Annotated in this window: 18 protein-coding genes; 7 read left to right on the top strand and 11 right to left on the bottom strand. The window is 69.3% G+C overall.

Annotated elements, in window-relative coordinates; genetic code table 11:
- Positions 1-10: 10 nt before the first annotated feature.
- Together Q9K23_RS18150 and Q9K23_RS18145 are read right to left on the bottom strand one after the other, a co-directional pair.
- On the bottom strand, positions 11-1,579 hold the full coding sequence (locus Q9K23_RS18150) for a cytochrome ubiquinol oxidase subunit I (RefSeq protein WP_053778258.1): 1,569 nt from the start codon (positions 1,577-1,579) through the stop codon (positions 11-13).
- Positions 1,580-1,824: 245 nt separating this feature from the next.
- Entirely contained in the window at positions 1,825-2,700 is an 876-nt protein-coding gene (locus Q9K23_RS18145; protein ID WP_053778257.1) for an aminodeoxychorismate lyase, read from the bottom strand.
- Positions 2,701-2,766: 66 nt separating this feature from the next.
- On the opposite strand from Q9K23_RS18145, the gene Q9K23_RS18140 reads away from it, so the two are divergent.
- From Q9K23_RS18140 to Q9K23_RS18130, 3 genes are all read left to right on the top strand, one after another.
- On the top strand, positions 2,767-3,993 hold the full coding sequence (locus Q9K23_RS18140) for a folate-binding protein YgfZ (protein WP_053778256.1): 1,227 nt from the start codon (positions 2,767-2,769) through the stop codon (positions 3,991-3,993).
- Between the two features lie 25 nt (positions 3,994-4,018).
- Positions 4,019-4,645, top strand: coding sequence for an MOSC domain-containing protein (locus Q9K23_RS18135; protein WP_053778273.1), 627 nt, complete (start codon positions 4,019-4,021; stop codon positions 4,643-4,645).
- 139 nt (positions 4,646-4,784) lie between these two features.
- Complete coding sequence (locus tag Q9K23_RS18130; protein WP_053778255.1) at positions 4,785-4,967, top strand: DUF3073 domain-containing protein; 183 nt, start codon at positions 4,785-4,787, stop codon at positions 4,965-4,967.
- Positions 4,968-5,484: 517 nt separating this feature from the next.
- Here Q9K23_RS18130 and purM read toward each other — a convergent pair.
- From purM to Q9K23_RS18110, 4 genes are all read right to left on the bottom strand, one after another.
- Positions 5,485-6,582 (bottom strand): phosphoribosylformylglycinamidine cyclo-ligase, encoded by a 1,098-nt coding sequence (gene purM, locus Q9K23_RS18125; protein ID WP_020791128.1) that lies wholly within the window; start codon positions 6,580-6,582, stop codon positions 5,485-5,487.
- Between the two features lie 108 nt (positions 6,583-6,690).
- Positions 6,691-8,283, bottom strand: a complete 1,593-nt coding sequence (gene purF / locus Q9K23_RS18120) for an amidophosphoribosyltransferase (RefSeq protein ID WP_053778254.1) — start codon at positions 8,281-8,283, stop codon at positions 6,691-6,693.
- Between the two features lie 220 nt (positions 8,284-8,503).
- Positions 8,504-8,899 carry a sterol carrier family protein gene (locus tag Q9K23_RS18115; RefSeq protein WP_187343572.1) on the bottom strand — a complete coding sequence of 132 codons (396 nt, stop codon included), beginning with the start codon at positions 8,897-8,899 and terminating at the stop codon, positions 8,504-8,506.
- Between the two features lie 70 nt (positions 8,900-8,969).
- On the bottom strand, positions 8,970-9,491 hold the full coding sequence (locus Q9K23_RS18110) for an OsmC family protein (RefSeq protein WP_020790910.1): 522 nt from the start codon (positions 9,489-9,491) through the stop codon (positions 8,970-8,972).
- Between the two features lie 170 nt (positions 9,492-9,661).
- On the opposite strand from Q9K23_RS18110, the gene Q9K23_RS18105 reads away from it, so the two are divergent.
- Together Q9K23_RS18105 and Q9K23_RS18100 are read left to right on the top strand one after the other, a co-directional pair.
- Complete coding sequence (locus tag Q9K23_RS18105) at positions 9,662-11,170, top strand: glutamate-cysteine ligase family protein (protein ID WP_053778252.1); 1,509 nt, start codon at positions 9,662-9,664, stop codon at positions 11,168-11,170.
- Positions 11,158-11,289: a hypothetical protein gene (locus Q9K23_RS18100; RefSeq protein ID WP_020790908.1), complete on the top strand. Its 132-nt coding sequence runs from the start codon at positions 11,158-11,160 to the stop codon at positions 11,287-11,289. Before Q9K23_RS18105 ends, Q9K23_RS18100 begins: the two co-directional genes overlap by 13 nt.
- A gap of 113 nt (positions 11,290-11,402) precedes the next feature.
- Here the strand turns inward: Q9K23_RS18100 and Q9K23_RS18095 are convergent, their stop codons facing one another.
- From Q9K23_RS18095 to Q9K23_RS18085, 3 genes are all read right to left on the bottom strand, one after another.
- Complete coding sequence (locus Q9K23_RS18095) at positions 11,403-11,777, bottom strand: hypothetical protein (RefSeq protein WP_053778251.1); 375 nt, start codon at positions 11,775-11,777, stop codon at positions 11,403-11,405.
- A 10-nt stretch (positions 11,778-11,787) separates the two neighbouring features.
- On the bottom strand, positions 11,788-13,092 hold the full coding sequence (locus tag Q9K23_RS18090; protein WP_082366049.1) for a PepSY-associated TM helix domain-containing protein: 1,305 nt from the start codon (positions 13,090-13,092) through the stop codon (positions 11,788-11,790).
- Between the two features lie 121 nt (positions 13,093-13,213).
- Positions 13,214-14,305 (bottom strand): dihydrodipicolinate reductase, encoded by a 1,092-nt coding sequence (locus Q9K23_RS18085; RefSeq protein WP_020793397.1) that lies wholly within the window; start codon positions 14,303-14,305, stop codon positions 13,214-13,216.
- A gap of 62 nt (positions 14,306-14,367) precedes the next feature.
- Between Q9K23_RS18085 and Q9K23_RS18080 the strand changes: the two genes are divergently transcribed.
- Positions 14,368-15,225 carry a glycerophosphodiester phosphodiesterase family protein gene (locus tag Q9K23_RS18080; protein ID WP_020793396.1) on the top strand — a complete coding sequence of 286 codons (858 nt, stop codon included), beginning with the start codon at positions 14,368-14,370 and terminating at the stop codon, positions 15,223-15,225.
- Positions 15,226-15,234: 9 nt separating this feature from the next.
- Here the strand turns inward: Q9K23_RS18080 and purL are convergent, their stop codons facing one another.
- Positions 15,235-17,547, bottom strand: a complete 2,313-nt coding sequence (gene purL, locus Q9K23_RS18075; protein WP_059035952.1) for a phosphoribosylformylglycinamidine synthase subunit PurL — start codon at positions 17,545-17,547, stop codon at positions 15,235-15,237.
- Between the two features lie 72 nt (positions 17,548-17,619).
- On the opposite strand from purL, the gene eccA reads away from it, so the two are divergent.
- On the top strand, positions 17,620-19,437 hold the full coding sequence (gene eccA, locus Q9K23_RS18070) for a type VII secretion AAA-ATPase EccA (RefSeq protein WP_053778249.1): 1,818 nt from the start codon (positions 17,620-17,622) through the stop codon (positions 19,435-19,437).
- A gap of 359 nt (positions 19,438-19,796) precedes the next feature.
- Here eccA and Q9K23_RS18065 read toward each other — a convergent pair whose 3' ends face one another.
- Positions 19,797-20,552 (bottom strand): 3'(2'),5'-bisphosphate nucleotidase CysQ, encoded by a 756-nt coding sequence (locus tag Q9K23_RS18065; protein ID WP_059035956.1) that lies wholly within the window; start codon positions 20,550-20,552, stop codon positions 19,797-19,799.
- Positions 20,553-20,567 lie beyond the last annotated feature (15 nt).

The following is a 20,567-nucleotide window of genomic DNA, read 5'->3' as shown; positions in this document are numbered from 1 at the left end:
TCGTCACTCCTCAGTACGCGAACGAGAGTTGTTTGGGCTCATCGGCATCGGAGTCGTCGTCGGACCTGATCTCCGGGGCGATGTGGTCATAGGCGGCCGGTCCCTCCAGCGCATAGCGGCGTTGCAGCATGAACCACACGACGCCGAGCGCACCGTAGAGGATGGTGAAGCCGATCATCGTCACCCACAGCACCGGTGGCGTGTGGTTGGAGACGCCGTCTTGCACCATCATGCTGATCTGGCGCGGATCGAGGTTGTCCTGGAAGTTCGGGGCGACGACCCACGGCTGGCGACCCATCTCGGTGAAGATCCAGCCGGATGCGTTGGCCAGGAACGGGGTCGGGATCATCCACAAGGCGAGGATGCCGAACCGTCTGGACTCCACCACCCGCTTCTTCCGGGTGAGCCACAGGCCACCCAGGGCGACGACCACCGAGCCCAGCGCCCAGGTGATCATGGCGCGGAATCCCCAGTAGGTGACGAACAGGTTGGGTGCGAAGTTCTGGCCCGGCATGTCGAAGTACTCCTGGTATTGCGCCTGGAGTTCGTTGACGCCCTGCAGGTCCGCGTCGAACCGGTGGGTGGCCAGGAACGACAGCATGTTCGGTATCTCGATGACGTGATCGATGTTGTCGCAGTTGTTCTGCCGGCCGATCGACAGGACCGAGAAGCCGGCACCGGTCTCGCTGGTGCACAGCGACTCCGCCGAGGCCATCTTCATCGGCTGCTGCTTGAACATGATCTGGGCCTGGAAGTCACCGGTGATGAACAGTGCGACCCCGGCGACGATGGTGACCCACAGGGCCAACCGGGTGACCGGTCGCCACAGTTGGTGCGCGTCGCGTTCGAGGTCGTCGGCGGCGGCGTCGACCTGGCTGGGCGCGGTGGTCGGCGGCAGATCCGGGGTCTCACCGGTCTCGGCGGCAGCACGCAGCTTCTCGGCGCGCCACATGTTCCGCGACATCCACCAGATGCCGATCGCCGCGACGAAGGTGGCCGCGGTCAGCCACGCACCGGCGAGGACGTGCGGGAACGCGGCGAGGGTCGTGTTGTTGGTGATCACAGCCCAGAAGTCGTTCATCGCCGGACGATTGCGGGTCTCATCCCAGGCCACGCCGACCGGGTGCTGCATCCACGAGTTGGCCGCGATGATGAAGTACGCCGAGGCGGTGACACCGATCGCGGCCAGCCAGATGGTGGCCAGGTGCACCTTGCGGGGCAATCGATCCCAGCCGAAGATCCAGAGGCCGAGGAAGGTCGACTCGAGGAAGAAGGCCACCAGGCCCTCGAGTGCCAGCGGCGCCCCGAACACGTCGGCGACGAAGCGGCTGTACTCGCTCCAGTTCATGCCGAACTGGAACTCCTGCACGATGCCGGTCGCGACACCGAGCGCGAAGTTGATCAGGAAGAGCTTCCCGAAGAACTTGGTCGCGCGCAGCCACTGCTCGTTGCCGGTCTTGTGCCAGACGGTCTGCATGATCGCCACCAGGGGCGCGAGCCCGATGGTCAGCGGCACGAAGAGGAAGTGATAGACGGTGGTGATGCCGAATTGCCACCGGGACAGATCCAGAGCGTTCAAATTCGCCTCAAATCGCTTGGCCGCGCCTCGGGCTGCGAGACGCGAACAGGGACGCAAGCATAGGCACTGACGCAGCGACACCGGTGCGACACCACTGACGCCTTAGTACTACGGCGCGTAGTACCTATGTCGGCGACGTTACGCCGGCCCGAATAGCCCGACAAGCGACCAAGGTCCCGCCACCGCGGATTCAGTTGTGGGCCGAGTCTCTCTTGTGGTAGGAGTCACGCATTCCGGACTCGACTTTATTCTGGCAGAACCGAAATCGCGCGGTTGACCAAATCGACGAATTTCTTCGCATGCTCGGGCTCCGGCATCGCACGGCCGTTGAGCGCGGTCACCCGCGCGGCCAGGGTGACGCTGCTGATCAGCCACACCGAGTCGGCGACCAACAGGTCGGCCGGCCGCAGCACCCGGGTCTGCGTCGCCCACCCCTCCGACTCCGCGAGCGCGAACGTCGCGAGCTGTGTGGTCCCGGGCAGGATGCCCACCTCGACCGGAGGCGTGACCAGTGTCTCGCCGGTGACGGCCACCACGGTCGACCGCGGACCCTCCAGAACGGCCCCCTCGCTGCTGACGTAGATCACGTCGTCGTGGCCGAGTGAGTTCGCGTACCGCAGCGCGGCCATGTTCGTCGCGTAACTCAGTGTCTTGGCGCCGAGCAGCTGCCAGGGTGCGGCCTCCGCCAGGTCGAGGGAGAAGCCACGCTCCAGGGTCACCACCGACACCCCGGACTCGCGCGCGGCGACGGCGCGCGGGGCGACCTCGCCGACGGTCAGGTAGGCGGTCGGCGGGCCGGCCGGAGTGCTCTCCCGGCCGCGTGAGTACACAAGGCGCAGCAGGCCTTCGGTCCGGCTCCCGGCACGCTCGGTCCAGGTCGTGGCGGCCAGGTCGATCGCGGCCTGCCAGGCGGCACGATCCGGGGCGGGCAGGTCCAGCATGACGGCGCTGCGGGCGAGCCGGTCGAGGTGCAGGTCGACGCAGCGCGCGTGGCCGTCGCGGATCAACAGGGTCTCGAAGATGCCGTCGCCCCGCACCGCCGCGAGGTCGTCGGCATGGAGGAACGGGGTGTCCGGATCGAGAACCGTGCCATCGAGGGTCACCAGGATCGACTGCGCCATACCGCCAAGGGTATGCGGGCAGGCACGGCGGTGTGGCATCGGCATCGAAGTGTCTAGACTCGAGGCGTGACCCGCTCACCCATCCTGACCAGGTATTCCGGCGAGGGAGCGGTCGGTTCGGCCGTCGCTGCCGATCCCGCAGGCACCGGCAGTCCAGAATCCGACAGCTCCCCGCACGAGACCCCGGGGTACGAGACCCCGTGGCACTACGGCGACCCGCTGGGCGAACAGCGTGCCGCGATCACCGGTGCGATCGTCGTCGACCGCAGTGACCGCGCGGTGCTCGAACTCACCGGCCCCGAACGGCTGACCTGGCTGCACACCATCTGCAGCCAGTACCTCACCGATCTCGCCGACCGCCACAGCGCCGAGGCGCTCTCGCTGGACACGAACGGCCGGGTCGAGGACCACTTCGTCCTCACCGACATCGACGACGTCACCTGGATCGACACCGAGCCCGCGCGCGGCCGGGCACTGCTGGACTTCCTCACCAAGATGGTCTTCTGGGCCAAGGTGGAGCCTGCCGGCCGCCCGGATCTGCGAGTGCTCACCCTGATCGGCGCCGACGCCGTGCGCGGACCGATCGCCGACGTGCTCGGCATCCCCGCCGACGCCGCGGTCTATCAGGCCGGAGACCTGCCGGAGACCCACCACGACGACGAACCGCTCGGGTTCTGGCGGATCATGCCGCCGCTGTCGGAGGGACCGCACTCCGACGCCCTGCTGCCCGTCGTCGACGTGGTGGTGCCCGAACCCGATCTGCTGACCTGGTGGGCCGAGCTCGTGGCGGCCGGCGCCCGGATGGCCGGCAGCTGGGCCTTCGATGCGCTGCGCGTGGCCGGGCTACGGCCGCGTCTGGGTGTCGACACCGACGAGCGCACCATCCCGCACGAGGCGCACTGGATCGGCGGTCCCGCCGAGTTCGGGGCGGTCCACCTCGACAAGGGCTGCTATCGCGGGCAGGAGACGGTCGCCCGGGTGCACAACCTCGGCAAGCCGCCCCGCCAACTGGTCCTGCTGCACCTCGACGGCTCCAGCGACCACCGGCCCGCACCGGGTGGCCCGATCACCGCGGGCGGACGCACGGTCGGCCGGCTCGGGACCGTCGTCGACCACTTCGACCTCGGTCCGGTGGCGCTCGGTCTGGTCAAGCGCGGGATCGGTGCCGACATCGATCTCGTCGTCGGCGACGAGGACGCCATGGCCGCGCGGATCGATCCCGATTCGGTGGCCGCCGACGAGCACGTCCAGGCCGGGCGGGCCGCCGTCGAACGACTCCGTGGACGGGCCTGAGGTGGGCGGGACCGACGCACTGCCGATGGGCCGGGTCCTCGCCGTGTGCGTGGCTACCGACGACGTCGACCTCGGTGCGGTCGGGGTGAGCGCCATCGACAAGCGCCCGCAGCCGGATCGCGTCGTCGTCGGGGAGCTGGGCCCGGTGACCGACCACGTGTGTGACACGAAGCACCACGGCGGTGCCGATCAGGCGGTCTACGCCTACGACGACGCCGAGGCACGGCGCTGGGCCGGAGAGCTCGGGCGTGAGCTTGCTTACGGCTGGTTCGGCGAGAACCTCCGGATCGAGGGGATGCCGGTGACCGACGCCATCGTCGGTGAGCGCTGGGCGGTCGGCGACGACGGCCTCGTCCTGGAGACCACCATCCCCCGTATCCCGTGCCGGACCTTCGCGGCGTGGGCGGAGGAACCGCAGTGGGTCAAGCGGTTCATGCAGCGCGGTGATTCCGGCGCCTACCTGCGTGTTCTGACACCGGGAACGGTCGGCGCGGGCGACGAGGTGCGGGTGGTCCATCGACCCGATCACGGTGTGAGGGTTCGCGACCTGATCTTCGGCACGTCCGCGGCAGACCTGCGGGCCCTGCTCGCCGGCGACGATCTCCCGCCCAAGGTACGGCGCGAGGCGACCAAGCATCTGGCCCGTGCCTGACCGGGTCGGCGTGCCGTAACCAGGGGAGTCAACGGAATCGGCAAGAGCGCGCTAGACTGGTCCCCACGACATACTCAACTACCTAGAGAACGGGGCCGCCACACATTGGCCGCCCCGTCATTGTGCGAGGGGGTCCCATATGGGCCGCGGCCGGGCTAAAGCAAAGCAGACGAAGGTTGCTCGTCAGCTCAAGTACTCCACTCCCCACACCGACTTCGAGAGCTTGCAGCGCGAGCTGTCGGGGTCGGGGGATTCGGTTGATCATCACCCGGATCCTGTGGTGGAGGAGTGGGCCGAAGAGGACGAGTGGCGCCACGCTTGACGGCGTGGAGTCGAGTGCCTCTTGACCTGGACCTGACGTCGACCACCCCGACGCAGGCACGGTAGCTTCCGAATCGCAAGCGACGACGCCGGTCACCGGTTGTGAGCCCCTGCCCGGGCCACGCCGGTGGCCGGTGCCGTCGCTTGTGGTCGTTGCCCGGCGGCTGTTGCCGCTCCCCTGTCAGTCGCGCTCCCGCCGCGCCTGAAACTAGGGGAAGGTCCCGCTGTTCCTGAAACTAGGGGAAAGCGACTTTCCCCTAGTTTCGTCACCTTCCCCGTGTTGCAACCAGGGGAAAGCCACGAATCTAGGGGAAGGACACCTTCCCCTAGTTTCGGGCCGTCCCCTGGTTTCGGGCCGTCCCCTGGTTTCGGGCCGTCCCCGGGTTTCAGGCCGTCCCCGGGTTTCGGGGCGTCCCCGGGTTTCCCCACAGACATACGACAGAGCCCGTCGACACCGATCTCTCGGTGTCGACGGGCTCTGTCGTTATCGTGTCTGTGTTGCCGTGGCCGGCAGGCACTCAGAAGCGCGGGTGCTCGCCGACCAGTGTCGCGCGCGGGGCGGCGTCGGAGGACCGCTTGATGGTGCCCAGCACCCAGTTGTCGACGTGGCGTGCGGTCAGGACCGCCTGTGCCCGGTCGGTGTCCTCGGGGGCGACGACGGCGACCATGCCCACACCCATGTTGAAGGTGCGCTCCATCTCGGCCTGCGCCACGCGACCGCGCTGCGCGATCATCGCGAAGATCGGTGCGGGGGTCCAGGTGTTGCGTTCCAGTTCGGCGACGAGTCCTTCCGGGATCACCCGGGCCAGATTCTCCGCCAGTCCGCCACCGGTGACGTGGGCAAAGGTGCGCACATCGGTCTCGGCGGCCAGGGCCAGGCAGTCGCGGGCGTAGATACGGGTCGGCTCGAGCAGCTCCTCACCGAGGGTGCGGCCGAACTCCTCCACGTGCCCACCGAGATCCATGTGACCCCAGTCCAGCAGGACCTTGCGGGCCAGCGAGTAACCGTTGGAGTGCAGTCCCGACGCACCCATCGCGATCACCGTGTCGCCGGCCCGGACCTTCTCCGGCGACAGCACCTGATCGGCCTCGACGACGCCGATCGCGGTCGCCGACAGATCGTAGTGGTCGTCACGCATCAGACCCGGGTGCTCGGCGGTCTCACCGCCGAGCAGGGCACAGCCGGCGATGACACAGCCGTCGGCGATACCGGCGACGATCTCGGCGACCGTCTCGGGCACCACCTTGCCGATGGCGATGTAGTCCTGCAGGAACAGCGGCTCCGCACCGCAGACGACGAGGTCGTCGACGCACATGGCGACGAGGTCCTGGCCGACGGTGTCGTGCTTGCCGACCGCCTGGGCGACGGCGAGCTTGGTGCCGACGCCGTCGCTCGCCGCGGCGAGCACCGGCTCACGGTAGTTGCCCTTCAGGGCGAACAGACCGGAGAAGCCGCCGAGTCCGCCGAGTACCTCCGGGCGCGTGGCCCGCTTGGCGTGACTCGAGATCAGCTCGACAGCGCGCTCACCGGCGTCGATGTCCACACCTGCGGCCGCATACGACAGGCCCTCGGGCGTGGTGTTCGTGTTCTCGGTGGCCGAATCCTGTTCGCTCATCTCCGGCGAAGCACCCCTTGTTCGAATCAGGTCAGGAAGATCGCCGCCGATCGGCGATCTCGTCCCTGGCGGACCAATCCGCCGGATATACGCTACCCGAGACCGAGGTCAGGGCCGCATCACGGCACTGACGTTGTCGTTCTTTGCGCTCAACGGGTTGCCGCGATCCTCGCCGGCCGCATTCGCGAGCATGTGCTCGAGGACCGCCTTGCCCATCGAGGTCTCCTTGGGGAGCTCGATGGGATAGTTGCCGTCGAAGCAGGCCGCGCACAGATTCGAGGCCGGCTGATCGGTGGCCCCGATCATCTCCTCGATGCTGATGTAGCCGAGCGAATCGGCACCGATCGCCTGCCGCACCCCCTCGACCATGTGCTCCTCGGAGTCCATGCCGTTGGCGATGAGTTCGGCCGGCGACGCGAAGTCGATGCCGTAGAAACAGGGCCAGCGCACCGGGCTCGAGGCGATCCGCACGTGGATCTCGGCCGCACCGGCCTCCCGGAGCATCCGGATCAGCGCCCGCTGGGTGTTGCCACGCACGATCGAGTCGTCGACGACGACCAGGCGTTTACCGCGGATCACCTCACGCAGCGGATTGAGCTTCAACCGGATACCCAGCTGGCGGATGGTCTGCGACGGCTGGATGAACGTGCGCCCGACGTAGGCGTTCTTCATCAGGCCCTGCCCGTAGGGGATGCCCGATTCCTGGGCGAACCCGACCGCGGCCGGGGTCCCCGACTCCGGCACCGGGATCACCAGGTCACCGATGGCCGGATGTTCCTTGGCGAGGCGGCGGCCGATCTCGACCCGGGTGGAGTGCACCGACCGGCCGTGGATCACGCTGTCCGGGCGGGCGAGGTAGACGTACTCGAAGACGCAGCCACGCGGGGTGGCCGGGGCGAACCGGGTGCTGCGGACGCCGTCGGCGTCGATCGCGAGGAGCTCACCGGGCTCGATGTCACGGACGAAGGACGCGCCGACGATGTCGAGGGCGGCGGTCTCCGAGGCCACCACCCAACCGCGGTCGAGACGGCCCAGCGACAGCGGACGCACACCGTGCGGGTCGCGGGCCGCGTACAGGGTGTGCTCGTCCATGAAGGTCAGGCAGAACGCACCGCGCAGGGTCGGCAGGAGCGCCATCGCGGCCTGCTCGAGGCTGCTGTCGGCGGCGCCGTGCGCGAGCAGTGCGCCGACGATGTCGGAGTCGGAGGTGGCGGCGGTGGACTTGATGCCGAGTTCACGGGCGCGGCTGGCGAGATCGGCGGTGTTGACCAGGTTGCCGTTGTGCCCGAGCGCGACGCCGGTGCCGGCGGCGGTGGTGCGGAAGATCGGCTGGGAGTTCTCCCAGGTGGTGGAACCGGTCGTGGAGTATCGGCAGTGGCCGATCGCGACGTGCCCGGACATCGAGCCGAGGGTCTGTTCGTCGAAGACCTGACTGACCAGGCCGAGATCCTTGAAGACCAGCACCTGCGAGCCGTCGCCGACAGCGATTCCGGCGGCTTCCTGACCGCGATGCTGCAGCGCGTAGAGGCCGTAATAGCTCAGCTTGGCGACGTCCTCACCGGGCGCCCACACTCCGAAGACACCGCACTCCTCGCGCGGCTCGTTCTCCATCTCCTCGGCCGGTTCGGGACCGTGGCCGGGTGACGTGTGGCAGGGCGGGGTGGGTACCGGGTGGTGGCCGGCTGGCGACATTTCGGTCATCGACGAGCTCCCTGGGGCTGGGCGGCGGGGTCGGACATACGGCGCTACCGCGATCCCGTGGATCAACGGGTCGATGTGGATCCAGGGTCGATGCAACGTCGGGCTGGGAGACCTCCCCGGAGTTTACCGGCCGTCACCGACCGAAGGCGAACCGTTCACCATCGTGGCGCGGTCCGAAATTCCCCGGCCAGCGCCCGTGCGGGGCGCGGCGTGATGTGTCTCACCGCAGATCGAGCGGCACCAGCGGCATCCAGTGGGCCACCTCACCGGCCCGGCTGCCCGATGCGCTCACGGTGCCGTCCTCGACGAGATCGTCGAATCCGACGGCACCGACGACGAGCAACAGCCATGACCGCGGGTCGGTCTCGACGACGTTGGGCGGGGTACCGCGGGTGTGCCGCGGCCCCTCGATGCACTGCACGGCCACGAACGGCGGCACCCGCACCTCCACGGAGTTGCCGGGGGCGACGTCCTCGAGGGTGCGGGCGGTCAGGCGCACGGCGGCGGCGAGCTCGGCTCGGGCCGGGGCGGGCAGGGACCGATCCCGCAGCCACGGCCCCACGGCGACGACGGCGGCGCGGGCGGCGGCGGGATCGATGGGTTTACGCGCGGGCACGCCAGTGATCATGCCCCGGCATGCGGGACATGATCACCGGCGCCCTCCCCCACACCGGGCCCCCACCCGGTCAGGCCAGGGTGATCTCCACCGGAACCCGGTTGCCGATGGTGTGTCCCACCGGGGAGCTCGCCTGGACCTTGGCATGCAGGGCCTCGAGCTGCTCGCGCGGCGCGTCGGAGTCGATGGTCACCGTCGCCGTGACCGAGTCGAAGCCCGCGTGACCCTCCCCGAGCCCGAGGAACACCGTGAGGTCGACGTCGCCCTTCACGTCCACCCGCAGATCCTTCAGTTCGATCCCGGCGACCGTGGCATTGGCGGCGTAGCCCACCGCGAGGCAGTTGCCGAGCGCGCCCAGCAACTGCTCGACCGGATTCGGTGCGGTGTCGGCGCCGCCCAGTCCGGCGGGCTCGTCGGAGGCGATCGGGTCGAATCCACGCACCCTGGCCTGCGAGGCGAACGCACGATTCCACTGGACCCGGGCCGCCCAGGTGGTCCTGGCCTTGGCGGGATCGGCCTGGATCGATTCGACGAGCCGGCCCACGGCCGCGATGTCGACGTCGTTGAGCGCGGTCAGTGATTCTGTGGTCATGCGCCGGACACTAGGTGCCGTCGGGGCGGAGATGACCTGTCTGCCTCACGTCGGGTTCAAGTGTGGACACACCTGCCAAGACGTGGTCAAGATCCGGCCACGACGCGGATTATCCGTCCGGCGCACGGATTCGGGCCAGGTTGTGGACCGTTCTGGGCGACGATTGACCCATGGGCACCGACGTCAGCCGCCAACAGTTCACCGGCGCCGACCGCGTGCGGTTCCGCCGACAGGTCGGACGCGGCACCGAGGCCATCGCCCGCATGCTCGCCGACGGCCTGTTCACCGATCAGGGCCGGCCACCGCAACCGCTCCTCGGGATGGAGGTGGAGCTCAACCTCGTCGACGACGACATGGAACCGGCGATGGCCAACGCCGAGGTGCTCGACGCCATCGCCGACCCCGACTACCAGACCGAACTCGGCCAGTTCAACATCGAGATCAACGTCGCGCCACGACCGTTCACCACCGATGACACGATGTCGCTCGAGCAGTCGCTGCGGACCTCGCTCAACCGCGCCGAGGGCCACGCCGCGCAGGTGAACAGTCACCTGGTGATGGTGGGCATGCTCCCGACGCTGCGCACCGAACATTTCGCGCACCACTGGATCTCGGCCAACCCGCGCTACGACCTGCTCAACCAGCAGATCTTCGCGGCCCGCGGCGAGGACATCGAGATCGACATCACCGGCGTGCCGCTGGGCGATCACCACGACGTCGAGCGGCTGCACACCGAGACCGACTCGATCCTGCCGGAGGCGGCGTGCACGTCGCTGCAGCTGCATCTGCGGGTGGCGCCCGAGGACTTCGCCGCACACTGGAACGCCGCACAGGCGATCGTCGGAGTCCAGGTGGCCCTGGCCGCGAACGCGCCGTTCCTCGCCGGGAACGCACTGTGGCACGAGAGCCGGATCCCGGTCTTCGAACAGGCCACCGACACCCGGCCGCTGGAACTGAAGAACCAGGGTGTGCGGCCACGGGTCTGGTTCGGCGAACGGTGGATCACCACGATCTTCGACCTCTTCGAGGAGAACACCCGCTACTTCCCGGCGTTGCTGCCGGTGTCGACCGACGTCGATCCGCTCGCCCGGCTCGACGCCGGCGAGATCCCCGCCCTCGACGAACTGCGCCTGCACAACGGCACCGTCTACCGCTGGAACCGCCCGGTCTACGACGTCGTCGACGGCCATGCGCACCTGCGGGTGGAGAACCGGGTGCTGCCGGCCGGGCCGACCGTCGTCGACACCATGGCCAACGCCGCCTTCTATTACGGCCTGGTCCGTGGGCTGGTCGAGGCCGACCGCCCACTGTGGTCGCAGATGTCGTTCGACGCCGCGGCGGAGAACCTGCACGCCGGTGCACGACGTGGCCTCGACGCCCAGCTGTACTGGCCGTCGATCGGCTGGGTCCGCCCCGACGAGCTGACGTTGCGCCGGCTGCTGCCGATCGCCGATCACGGGTTGCAGTCGTTCGGGGTGTCCGACAAGGCCCGCAGCCGGTACCTGTCGGTGATCGAGGGCCGGTGCCTGAACCGGCAGACCGGGGCGGCGTGGCAGCGCCGAGCCGTCGCCGAGCGTGAACAGGCCGGTGACCACCGATCGGATGCACTACGTGGGATGCTGCGCGACTATGTCGGCCTGATGCACGAGGGCGAACCCGTGCATTCGTGGGGAATCTGATCCGGGCCGCCGATCTGGTGTTCCTGTCGGCGATGCAGATCCACCCGACCGACTCCACCCGCGGATACGACGCCGTGGCCGCACATTTCCCCACTCGGACATCTCGCCCGAGTACCTGATCATCCGATCTGGCCGCCTGGAGCTCGCCGCAATACCCACAGTCGTTGCGGTGCCATCGATCACACGTCCGGACCGTCCTGGTCCCGGCCGCGATGGCCGCCATCGGACACCGTCACCGGACGGCCATGGGGAGTTCCGACATCCACACCGATTCGGCGCGCCAGCACGCAAAGGCCAGCAGTGCCAACACAAGTGCCCGCACCACCGCCGCACCGCGCGGGCGGAGTCCACCCGCGGCGGGTATCCCCAGAGCGGCCAGTCCCGCGGCGGTCGCGGCATAGCCGGCGAACACCCCGGGACGCGCCGGACCGCCGTGTCCGGTCAGCCACATCACCAATCCGCCTGCGATCCAGGCCAGGACCGCGACGACGATCACCAGGGTCACCCGCTCCGGCCACCGCCCCCATCGCGGCACCACACCGGCCAGCGACCAGCATGCGGCGAGTCCGCACATGGCGGTGATGATCAGCGCAACCGACGGATTCATCCGCGGGGCTTCACGCGGGGGCCACCGATGCCGACTGCGCCCGATCGCGGGCCACCCGACGCCGACGTCGCGCCGTACGCATCCTGATCTGCCAGGTGCTCAGCCCGGTGATCAGCAACGCCAGCGGCGCCAACCCGAAGACGAACCACAGTGCGCGCCACCATCCGTTCACCGAGACCCCATAGTGCAGTGTGGGTTTCGCCCAGTCGTCGATGATCGTGTTGGACACCGTCGGAGGCGCACCGGCGAACTCCTTGATCAGGGTGGGATCGTGCGCGTCGACGCCGATCTCGCGGTTCGCGTGATAGGTGGCATTGGCCGACCACAGATCGGGCCCGCCCACGACGAGATCCACCGAGTAGTAGTCGCCGTCGGTGGGCAGGCCCACCCAGGTCGCCTGCGATCCGGGATAGTAGGCCTGCGCCGCGGCGATCGCCTCGTCCAGCGAGATCTCCGGCCCCTCGGCACCGGATGAGGGCATGTCGTAGACGTCGTCGGCGGGGGCCACCCCGCCGGTCGCGGCATACCAGACCTTCCCGACGCCGGGGATCTCGAAGTTCATCCCGGTCAGGCCCCAGATGAGCAGCGGGATCGCCGCGACGATCCCGATCACGTTGTGCAGGTCGGTGTCCCGCGCGAATCGACCCTTGCCGATACGGACCCGGAAACCGTTGCGCCACTTCCGTAGCCCCGGGAACCAGATGACCACCCCGGAGATCGCCAGGATCACCAGCAGCAGTCCGGTCAGCCCGAGGATCACCGCACCCCAGGTCATGTCGGCGGTGAACCATCCCCAGGTGGCCGGCGGTGCCGGCTGCGCCAGCCAGTCGATGTAACCCGGGTAGCCCTCACACGTGAGACCGCAGTCGTGCAGGTTCACCAGAAAGCCGAGCACCGCACCGTCGATGTCGCCGTGCCCGTTGACCTTTCCGGTCCCGGAGTCCACCGTCCAGGTGCCCGCCCCCTCGTCGGCGGAGTCGACGAAGTAGACGCCGTCCTTGTAGGACAGGTACATCGGGTCGAAGTCCGGATCGGCCGCGCGGACCGCCGCGACCGCGGCCGAGAACGACACCGGATGATCGGACGGGGTCGAGGCGAACAGCTGACCGTGGCTCGCACGTGCGAGTTCGGGCTCGTAGACGAGGACGGCCCCACTGGTGCAGATCACCACCAGCACGAGACCCAGCACGATCGACATCCATCGATGCGTGACGACGAGAGCACGCCGGACCGGCTTGCGGGCGGCTCGGCTGCGCCGCTCCGGGCGCGGACGAACCGCCGAATCTTTCGCCGGGACAACCTCTTCGGTGACCATGGTAGGCGAGGCTAACATAACCGGCCCGGCCACCGGCACCAGATGGGATGATGTCCGATTGGGCCGATTCCGTTGCCGGAACGGACATTTCAGGCCAAACGACCAGATGGATCGGCGAGGGCTACTCCGCGGCGGCCGACCCTGCGACCAGCCCCCGGCCGGTCACCAACGGCAGATCGAGGGCCGTGACCAGTCCGGGCGGCGCCGCCACCACCGCGGGAACCGAGTTCACCAGCCGCATGGCGGTGACGATCATGCCCGAGACATTGTGGTCGCCGTGCTCACCGTGGTGGCCGAACTCCACCTGCATCTGCGGTTCCCCGCTGATCTGGATGCGATAGCAGCCGTCCCCCTCGGCCGGGCGTGGCCACGCCGGACACTGGTCGGGGTGGGTCCGGGTGTAGTGCTCGAGCACCACGCGATCGACGCCGCCGACCTGGCCGACGACCTCGAACCGCAAGGCGGCCATGGTCCCCGCAGCGATCTCCACCGACACCGTCGAGTAGTCGCGGTCGGCGGCGACCCGCTCGACCCGTTCGACCAGCGGCTCGTCGAGCGTGATCGAGAGCCCGGCGGCGATCTGGCGGACCACACTCCCCCACGCCAGCGACAGCACGCCCGGGGTGAGCAGCATCGGCACCGAGTCCATCGGTCCGCCGAAGCCGAACAGGTCGGCCATCACGACCGGCTGATAGTAGGTGGAGTAGTCGGCGATCTCCTGGCACCGCACCTCGTCGATGCGCCGGGACAGACTGGTCATGGCCAGCGGCAGGACGTCGTTGGCGAATCCCGGGTCGATGCCGTTGACGTGCAGGCTCGCCCCACCCTGCTTCGCGGCGGCGACGATGTCGTCGACCATCCCGTCCGGCAGCACCCCGTGCGGGAACTGCAGCACCACCGGACCCGAGGAGACGACGTCGATCCCGGCGCGGACGAAGGCGGTGAGGTCGGCGATCGCCTCCACCACACGGTCGTCGGTCATCGCGGTGTGCACGATCGCATCCGGACGCAGGGCGAGCAGGGCGTCGCGGTCGTCGGTCGCGAGCACCCCGAGGTCGCGGCCGAGCCCAGCGAGTTCACCGGCATCGCGCCCCACCTTGGCCGGGTCGGAAACCCACACCCCGACGAGTTCGAGGTCCGGATGGGCATCGATCCCGGCGATCGCATGCCGTCCGACGGTTCCGGTGGACCACTCCACCACGCGCAAGGTCATGCCCTCAAACTAGAACACGTTACAGTTCGTCGTGGGGGTTTCGGCGGTAGTGTTCTGACCCGATGACCCGACCGGCACCGGTGGCGATCGACGTGGACGGCCACCGCACTCTCCTGAAGTGGCATCGGGGACGACGCACCGCCACCGATGCCCCGTTCACCCCGACCCGCATCGCCGACGGCCTGCGTGCCGGCGCGAGTGTGGAGATCGACCTCCGCGTGCACGCCCCCGATCCCGGTGGGCACGGCCACGGTTTCGTGGTGTTGCACGACGACCTGCTCGACCACGCGACCACCGGGACCGGCCCGGTCGCGCTCGCCACGTCGTCACAGCTACGCCGACTGCACCTGCGGGACAACGATTCCCGGCCGACCACCGAACCGGTCCTGCTGCTCGCCGACCTGGCCGCACTGATGACCGACACCGCGCTCGGTGACGGTGCGATGCTGCAACTGGATTTCAAGGACGATGCGTCGGTGCTCGACGCCGGCACGGTCGCGAACTTCGCGGACGCGGTCTCTCCCGTCGCCGACGCCGCGATCCTGTCGTGCGGCGACGCCGCAGCGGTCCGCATCCTCACCGATGCCGTTCCCGCGCTGCACGTCGGCTACGACCCGTGCCATCACGGCGCGATCGACCGGGTGTTGCGGTGGCGCACCTACCGTCGGTTCGTCGACGACGCGATCGCGAAATCGCCTCGCGCCGAGATGATCTACCTCGACAAACGCCTGGTGCTGACCGCCGCCGACCGCGGCGTCGACCTGATCGGCGCCTTCCATAGGCGGGAGCGGGCGGTGGACGTGTACACCGTCGCCGACGTCGATGCGGGGTCGGTGGCGATCATCCGGCGGCTCGGCGCACTCGGCGCCGACCAGATCACCACCGACGACCCGCAGCGCGTCGTCGAACTGTTGGGGTAGGAGCGGCGGTCAGCCGAAGAGCTTCGGCAGGGTGCCCTCGTGGACCTCACGCAGTTCGGTGAGCGGCACGTCGAACAGGTCCTGCACGCTCACCGAGTCGCTGCCCTGATCGACCACGCCGATCCGCGTCCACGGCATGCCGCGGGCGTCGAGCATCGCCGAGAAGCGGGACTCCTCGGTGCGCGGCACGGCCACCAGCACACGGCCGGTGGACTCGGAGAACAGCCACACGAACGGGTCGGCCCCCTCGGGCAGCAGCACGCGGCAGCCGGTCTCGCCGGCCAGCGCCGACTCGACGACCGCCTGGATCAGGCCACCCTCGGAGAGGTCGTGTGCCGCCGACACCAGGCCGTCGCGGGAGGCCGCGACCAGGATGTCCGACAGCAACTTCTCGTGGTCGAGGTCGACGGTCGGGGCGGCGCCGCCGAGGTGATCGTGGGCGACCTGCGCCCAGATCGAGCCGTCGAACTCGTCGCGGGTCTCACCCAGCAGGATCAGCGTCTCGCCGGGTTCGGTGCCGAATCCGGTGGGCAGTCGGCGGTGGACGTCGTCGATCACGCCGAGCACGCCGACCACCGGGGTGGGCAGGATCGCGGTGGAGCCGGTCTGGTTGTAGAAGCTGACGTTGCCGCCGGTCACCGGGATGCCGAGCTGGGCGCAGCCGTCGGCGAGGCCGCGGACGGCCTGCTGGAACTGCCACATCACGGCCGGGTCCTCGGGGGAACCGAAGTTGAGGCAGTTGGTGACGGCCCGCGGACTCGCCCCCGAGGCCGACACGTTGCGGTAGGCCTCGGCGAGGGCGAGCTGCGCACCGCGGTACGGGTCGAGGTAGGTGTAGCGCCCGGACGCATCCGTCGACAGCGCGATGCCGCGGCCGGTGGACTCGTCGATGCGGATCACGCCGGAGTCGGCGTTCTCGGCGAGGACGGTGTTGCCGCGGACGTAGCGGTCGTACTGCTCGGTGATGAACTTGCGGCTGCACAGCGCCGGCGAGGCCAGCATCTGCAGCAGGGTCGCGCGCAGTTCGTCGGCGCCGGCCGGGCGTGCCAGCGACGCGGTGGTCGAGGCGGTCACCTCGTCCTGCCAGTCGGGGCGGGCCACCGGACGCTCGTACACCGGGCCCTCGTGGGCGACGGTGCGCGGCGGGACGTCGACGACGGTCTCGCCGTGCCAGTCGATCACCAGGTGGTCACCGTCGGTGACCTCACCGATCACGGTGGCCAGCACGTCCCACTTGCGGCAGACCTCGAGGAAGGCCTCGACGTTGTCCGGGGTGACCACGGCACACATGCGTTCCTGCGACTCGCTGGAGAGCACCTCGGCGGGGGTCATACCCACCGCACGCATCGGCACCTGCTCCAGGTCGATGTGCATGCCGCCGTCGCCGGCGGAGGCGAGTTCGGAAGTGGCACAAGACAAGCCGGCACCGCCGAGGTCCTGGATACCCACCACCAGGCCGGCGTGGTAGAGCTCCAGACAGCACTCGATGAGCACTTTCTCGGTGAACGGATCGCCCACCTGCACGCTCGGCAGCTTCTTGCGGTTGGGTCCGGTGGAATCACCGTCGTCGTCGAAGGTCTCCGACGCCAGCACCGACACACCGCCGATACCGTCGAGGCCGGTCCGCGCGCCGAACAGGATGATCTTGTTGCCCGCGCCCGAGGCGAAGGCCAGCTGCAGGTCCTCGGTGCGCAGCACACCCGCACACAGTGCGTTGACCAGCGGGTTGCCCTGGTAGCTGGGGTCGAAGACCGTCTCGCCGCCGATGTTGGGCAGGCCGAGGGAGTTGCCGTAGCCGCCCACGCCGCGGACCACACCGTCGACGACGCGACGGGTGTCGGGGGCGTCGGCCGCACCGAAGCGCAGCTGATCCATCACCGCGATCGGGCGGGCACCCATGGCCATGATGTCGCGGACGATGCCGCCGACGCCGGTCGCCGCACCCTGGTAGGGCTCGACGTAGCTGGGGTGATTGTGCGATTCCACCTTGAAGGTGACGGCCCAGCCGTCGCCGACGTCGACGACGCCCGCGTTCTCGCCGATACCGGCGAGCATCCCGGCACGCATCTCCTCGGTGGTGGTCTCACCGAAGTAGCGCAGGTGCACCTTGGACGACTTGTAGCTGCAGTGCTCGGACCACATCACCGAGTACATCGCCAGTTCGGCGTCGGTGGGGCGGCGGCCGAGAATCTCCCGGATGCGCTCGTACTCATCGTCCTTGAGTCCGAGTTCCCGGTAGGGCTGCGGATGATCGGGGGTCTGGGCTGCCGCCGAGACGGTATCGAGTGCACTGGTGGCGGTCGCTGCGCTCTTGTCGCTCACCGGCCCATTCTAGCCGTCCAGGCATTACGCTTTCGGCGGGGACGGCGGGTAGGCGGGCACGGGGGAGGTTCGATGGCCGACATCGGCAAGGCGAGACAACTGTTCGAGCTGGGGGTGCTCTCGTCGGGCATCGCGATCGACGGCACCGAGCCGGTCGACGACGCCGCTCAGGCGGCCAAGGCGTTCACCCGCGCGAGCGAGTGGGACCCGCAGATGGCCGACGCCTGGATCGGCCGGCTGGCGTCCGGCGACACCTCCGACGAGGCCCTGCTCGGGCTCTACCGGGCCCGCGGTGCGATCGGCGTCGAACAGCGGCGACTGGGGCTTCCGCCGGGTCTGCTGGTGGGCCGCTGGTACACCGGGATGTTCCTCGACTATCCGCTCGTCGACGCGGTCCACGCGACCGCCGCCTACGCCTCGACGCTGATCCGCGGGCGCGATCTGGCCGGGGCCGCCGACGTCCTGGCCACCATCCCGCCGACTCCGCGGGTACCGATCGCCGAGTTCATGACGGCCGTGCTGCATTTCACCGCGCAGCGCTGGCCGGACGTGCTGTCGGCGTTGTCGGGGGCCGACGGCTGGAACGACCCGCACCTGGCGTGTGCCGCCGACTATCTGGGCGGGAGCGCCTGCATCCAGCTCGGCCTGTTCGGCGAGGGCGCCCGCCGGTTGCAACAGGCCGTCGACGGCCCGATCCCGACGTGTGCGACCCGCGCCATGTACGGCCTGGGTCTGGCCCTGCGCGAGCAGGGACAGGAGGACAAGGCCCGGGCCATGTTCGAGGCGGCCTTCGCCCGCGACCCGTCGTTCGTCGCGGCGGGCAAGGCCCTGCGCTCGCCGAGCGTCCGGCTGTCGGTGACGTCGGCCGAGGAGATCGCCCGGCGCAGCGATCCGTGGGATCCGGGGTCGGTTCCCGGGTCGGCGGAGTCGGGTACCCCCGGACCGGCCGGTTCCGGTGCCGACGGGGTGGGGCCACGGGTCGACGGCTCGCCGTCGGATCTGGTCGACACCGCGCAGACCGAGCTCGACGCGCAGATCGGATTGGAGTCGGTGAAGGAGCAGGTCGCACGCCTGCGCTCGGCCGCGACCCTGGCGCGGGTGCGCGCCGACCGCGGCCTGACCACCGCGGCCCGCAGCCTGCATCTGGCATTCACCGGGCCACCCGGCACCGGCAAGACGACGGTGGCGCGGGTGATCGCCAAGCTGTACTGCGGGCTCGGGTTCATCGCCACCGACAAGGTCGTGGAGGCCACCCGCCGCGATCTGGTCGGCGAGCATCTCGGCAGCACCGCGATCAAGACCGCCGCGCTGATCGACTCGGCGATGGACGGGGTGCTGTTCATCGACGAGGCGTACACACTGATCCAGCAGGGCCTGTCCGGCGGTGACGCCTTCGGCCGCGAGGCCGTCGACACGCTGCTCGCCCGGATGGAGGACGACCGTGACCGCCTCGTCGTGATCATCGCCGGCTACGACGCCGAGATCGACCGGTTCCTGGCCGCCAACGACGGTCTGGCATCCCGGTTCGCCCGGCGCATCCGCTTCGACTCCTACACCCCGGCCGAGCTGGCCCGGATCGGGTCACACCTGGCCTCGCGCCGCGACTCGGTCCTCACCGCCGAGGCCGCCGCCGAACTCGAACTGGCCTGCACTCCCCTGTATCACGATGTGCGCGAAGGGCCGTCGGGGTCACTGCGCGCCACCGACCTGGCCGGCAACGGCCGGTTCATCCGCAATGTCGTCGAGGCCGCCGAGGAAGAACGCGAGCACCGGCTGTCGGCGTCGTCGGATCTCGACGCCCTGACCCACGACGACCTCGTCCGGATCGAGGCGGTCGACCTGCGTGCCGCACTCGGTTCGGTGCTGTCGGGTTTCGCCGTCGGGCGCTGAGTCCACGACCGGACACCGGGCACGATCCGACACCGAGAACTGCGTGGAACCGCAGCCTGCGCGGGCGACTACCCCCTACGCGGTGGGCCTACCGCGCAGGGGGGTAGGTGGTGGGGATCAATCCCCTTGTCCCGTGCGCGACACGACGAATCACGCTGCGGCTCACACCGAGTGGGGATGAGTGCTGCACCGCGGAAACCGCTCGGGACCACGCGATTCACGACGGCGCCAGAACGTGTATTTCGACGTCGATCATCGAGAGGAACCCCAAGACGATGAGCTCGAGGAGATGGCACAGCTGATCGCAATCGACCTCGGGCGGTGAGGTAGATGCCCACGCAGTTGTCGTCGGACGGTCCTCAGCCCTGCGATGTCACCGCGATGATCGCCTCGCGCAGTTCCGGCCGGCAGATCACCAGGTCGGGCAGGTAGGTGTCGTCGTTGTTGTAGACCAGCGGCGAGCCGTCGATGCGTCCGCACCACAGTCCCTTGGCGGTGGCGACGGCGACCGGGGCCGCCGAGTCCCACTCGTACTGTCCCCCGGAGTGCACGTAGGCGTCGGCCTCACCGCGCACCACGGCCATCGCCTTGGCCCCGGCCGATCCCATCGACAGCACCTCACCGCCGATCGCGTCGGCGACGGGCTGCGAGAAGGCCGGGGGCCGTGACCCGCTGACGACGACGCGGGGCACGTCACCGCGGGCGGTGGCGGCCAGTCCGTGCGTCGGGGTGACCGGGTCGGCGTCGTCGACATAGGTGATCCCCAGGCCGGGCAGGGCGACGGCCCCGGCGATCAGGCCGTCGGTCTTCGACCACAGCGCCACGTGCACCGCCCAGTCGGAGTGGCCCGCCATGCCGTACTCGCGGGTGCCGTCCACCGGATCGACGATCCACACGCGCGCCGCGGTGAGCCGGGACTTGTCGTCGGCGGACTCCTCCGAGAGCACCGCGTCGTCGGGGCGTTCGGCGGCCAGGCGTTCCAGCAGGAAGTCGTCGGAACGCCGGTCGCCCTCCTTGCCGAGCGCCTTACCGCTCAACCCGCTGGTGGCGCGGATCTCCAGCAGCAGCTTCCCCGCCTCGGTGGCGAGTTGTCCCGCGAGTGCGCGGTCGTCCATCCAGACCTCCCTGGT

The sequence above is a fragment of the Gordonia sp. NB41Y genome (assembly GCF_030718915.1).
GTDB lineage: Bacteria > Actinomycetota > Actinomycetes > Mycobacteriales > Mycobacteriaceae > Gordonia > Gordonia desulfuricans.
Note: the sequence above shows the minus strand (reverse complement) of the source record. Positions and strands in the feature narration are given on the sequence as shown.

What these genes read in the sequence shown, in the direction of transcription:
- Q9K23_RS18145 (WP_053778257.1), bottom strand. Translation starts at nt 2,700, where the DNA reads ATGGCGCAGTCGATCCTGGTGACCCTCGATGGCACGGTTCTCGATCCG.
- Q9K23_RS18135 (WP_053778273.1), top strand. Translation starts at nt 4,019, where the DNA reads ATGGGCCGGGTCCTCGCCGTGTGCGTGGCTACCGACGACGTCGACCTC.
- Q9K23_RS18130 (WP_053778255.1), top strand. Translation starts at nt 4,785, where the DNA reads ATGGGCCGCGGCCGGGCTAAAGCAAAGCAGACGAAGGTTGCTCGTCAG.
- purM (WP_020791128.1), bottom strand. Translation starts at nt 6,582, where the DNA reads ATGAGCGAACAGGATTCGGCCACCGAGAACACGAACACCACGCCCGAG.
- purF (WP_053778254.1), bottom strand. Translation starts at nt 8,283, where the DNA reads ATGACCGAAATGTCGCCAGCCGGCCACCACCCGGTACCCACCCCGCCC.
- Q9K23_RS18110 (WP_020790910.1), bottom strand. Translation starts at nt 9,491, where the DNA reads ATGACCACAGAATCACTGACCGCGCTCAACGACGTCGACATCGCGGCC.
- Q9K23_RS18105 (WP_053778252.1), top strand. Translation starts at nt 9,662, where the DNA reads ATGGGCACCGACGTCAGCCGCCAACAGTTCACCGGCGCCGACCGCGTG.
- Q9K23_RS18095 (WP_053778251.1), bottom strand. Translation starts at nt 11,777, where the DNA reads ATGAATCCGTCGGTTGCGCTGATCATCACCGCCATGTGCGGACTCGCC.
- Q9K23_RS18090 (WP_082366049.1), bottom strand. Translation starts at nt 13,092, where the DNA reads ATGGTCACCGAAGAGGTTGTCCCGGCGAAAGATTCGGCGGTTCGTCCG.
- Q9K23_RS18085 (WP_020793397.1), bottom strand. Translation starts at nt 14,305, where the DNA reads ATGACCTTGCGCGTGGTGGAGTGGTCCACCGGAACCGTCGGACGGCAT.
- Q9K23_RS18080 (WP_020793396.1), top strand. Translation starts at nt 14,368, where the DNA reads ATGACCCGACCGGCACCGGTGGCGATCGACGTGGACGGCCACCGCACT.
- eccA (WP_053778249.1), top strand. Translation starts at nt 17,620, where the DNA reads ATGGCCGACATCGGCAAGGCGAGACAACTGTTCGAGCTGGGGGTGCTC.
- Q9K23_RS18065 (WP_059035956.1), bottom strand. Translation starts at nt 20,552, where the DNA reads ATGGACGACCGCGCACTCGCGGGACAACTCGCCACCGAGGCGGGGAAG.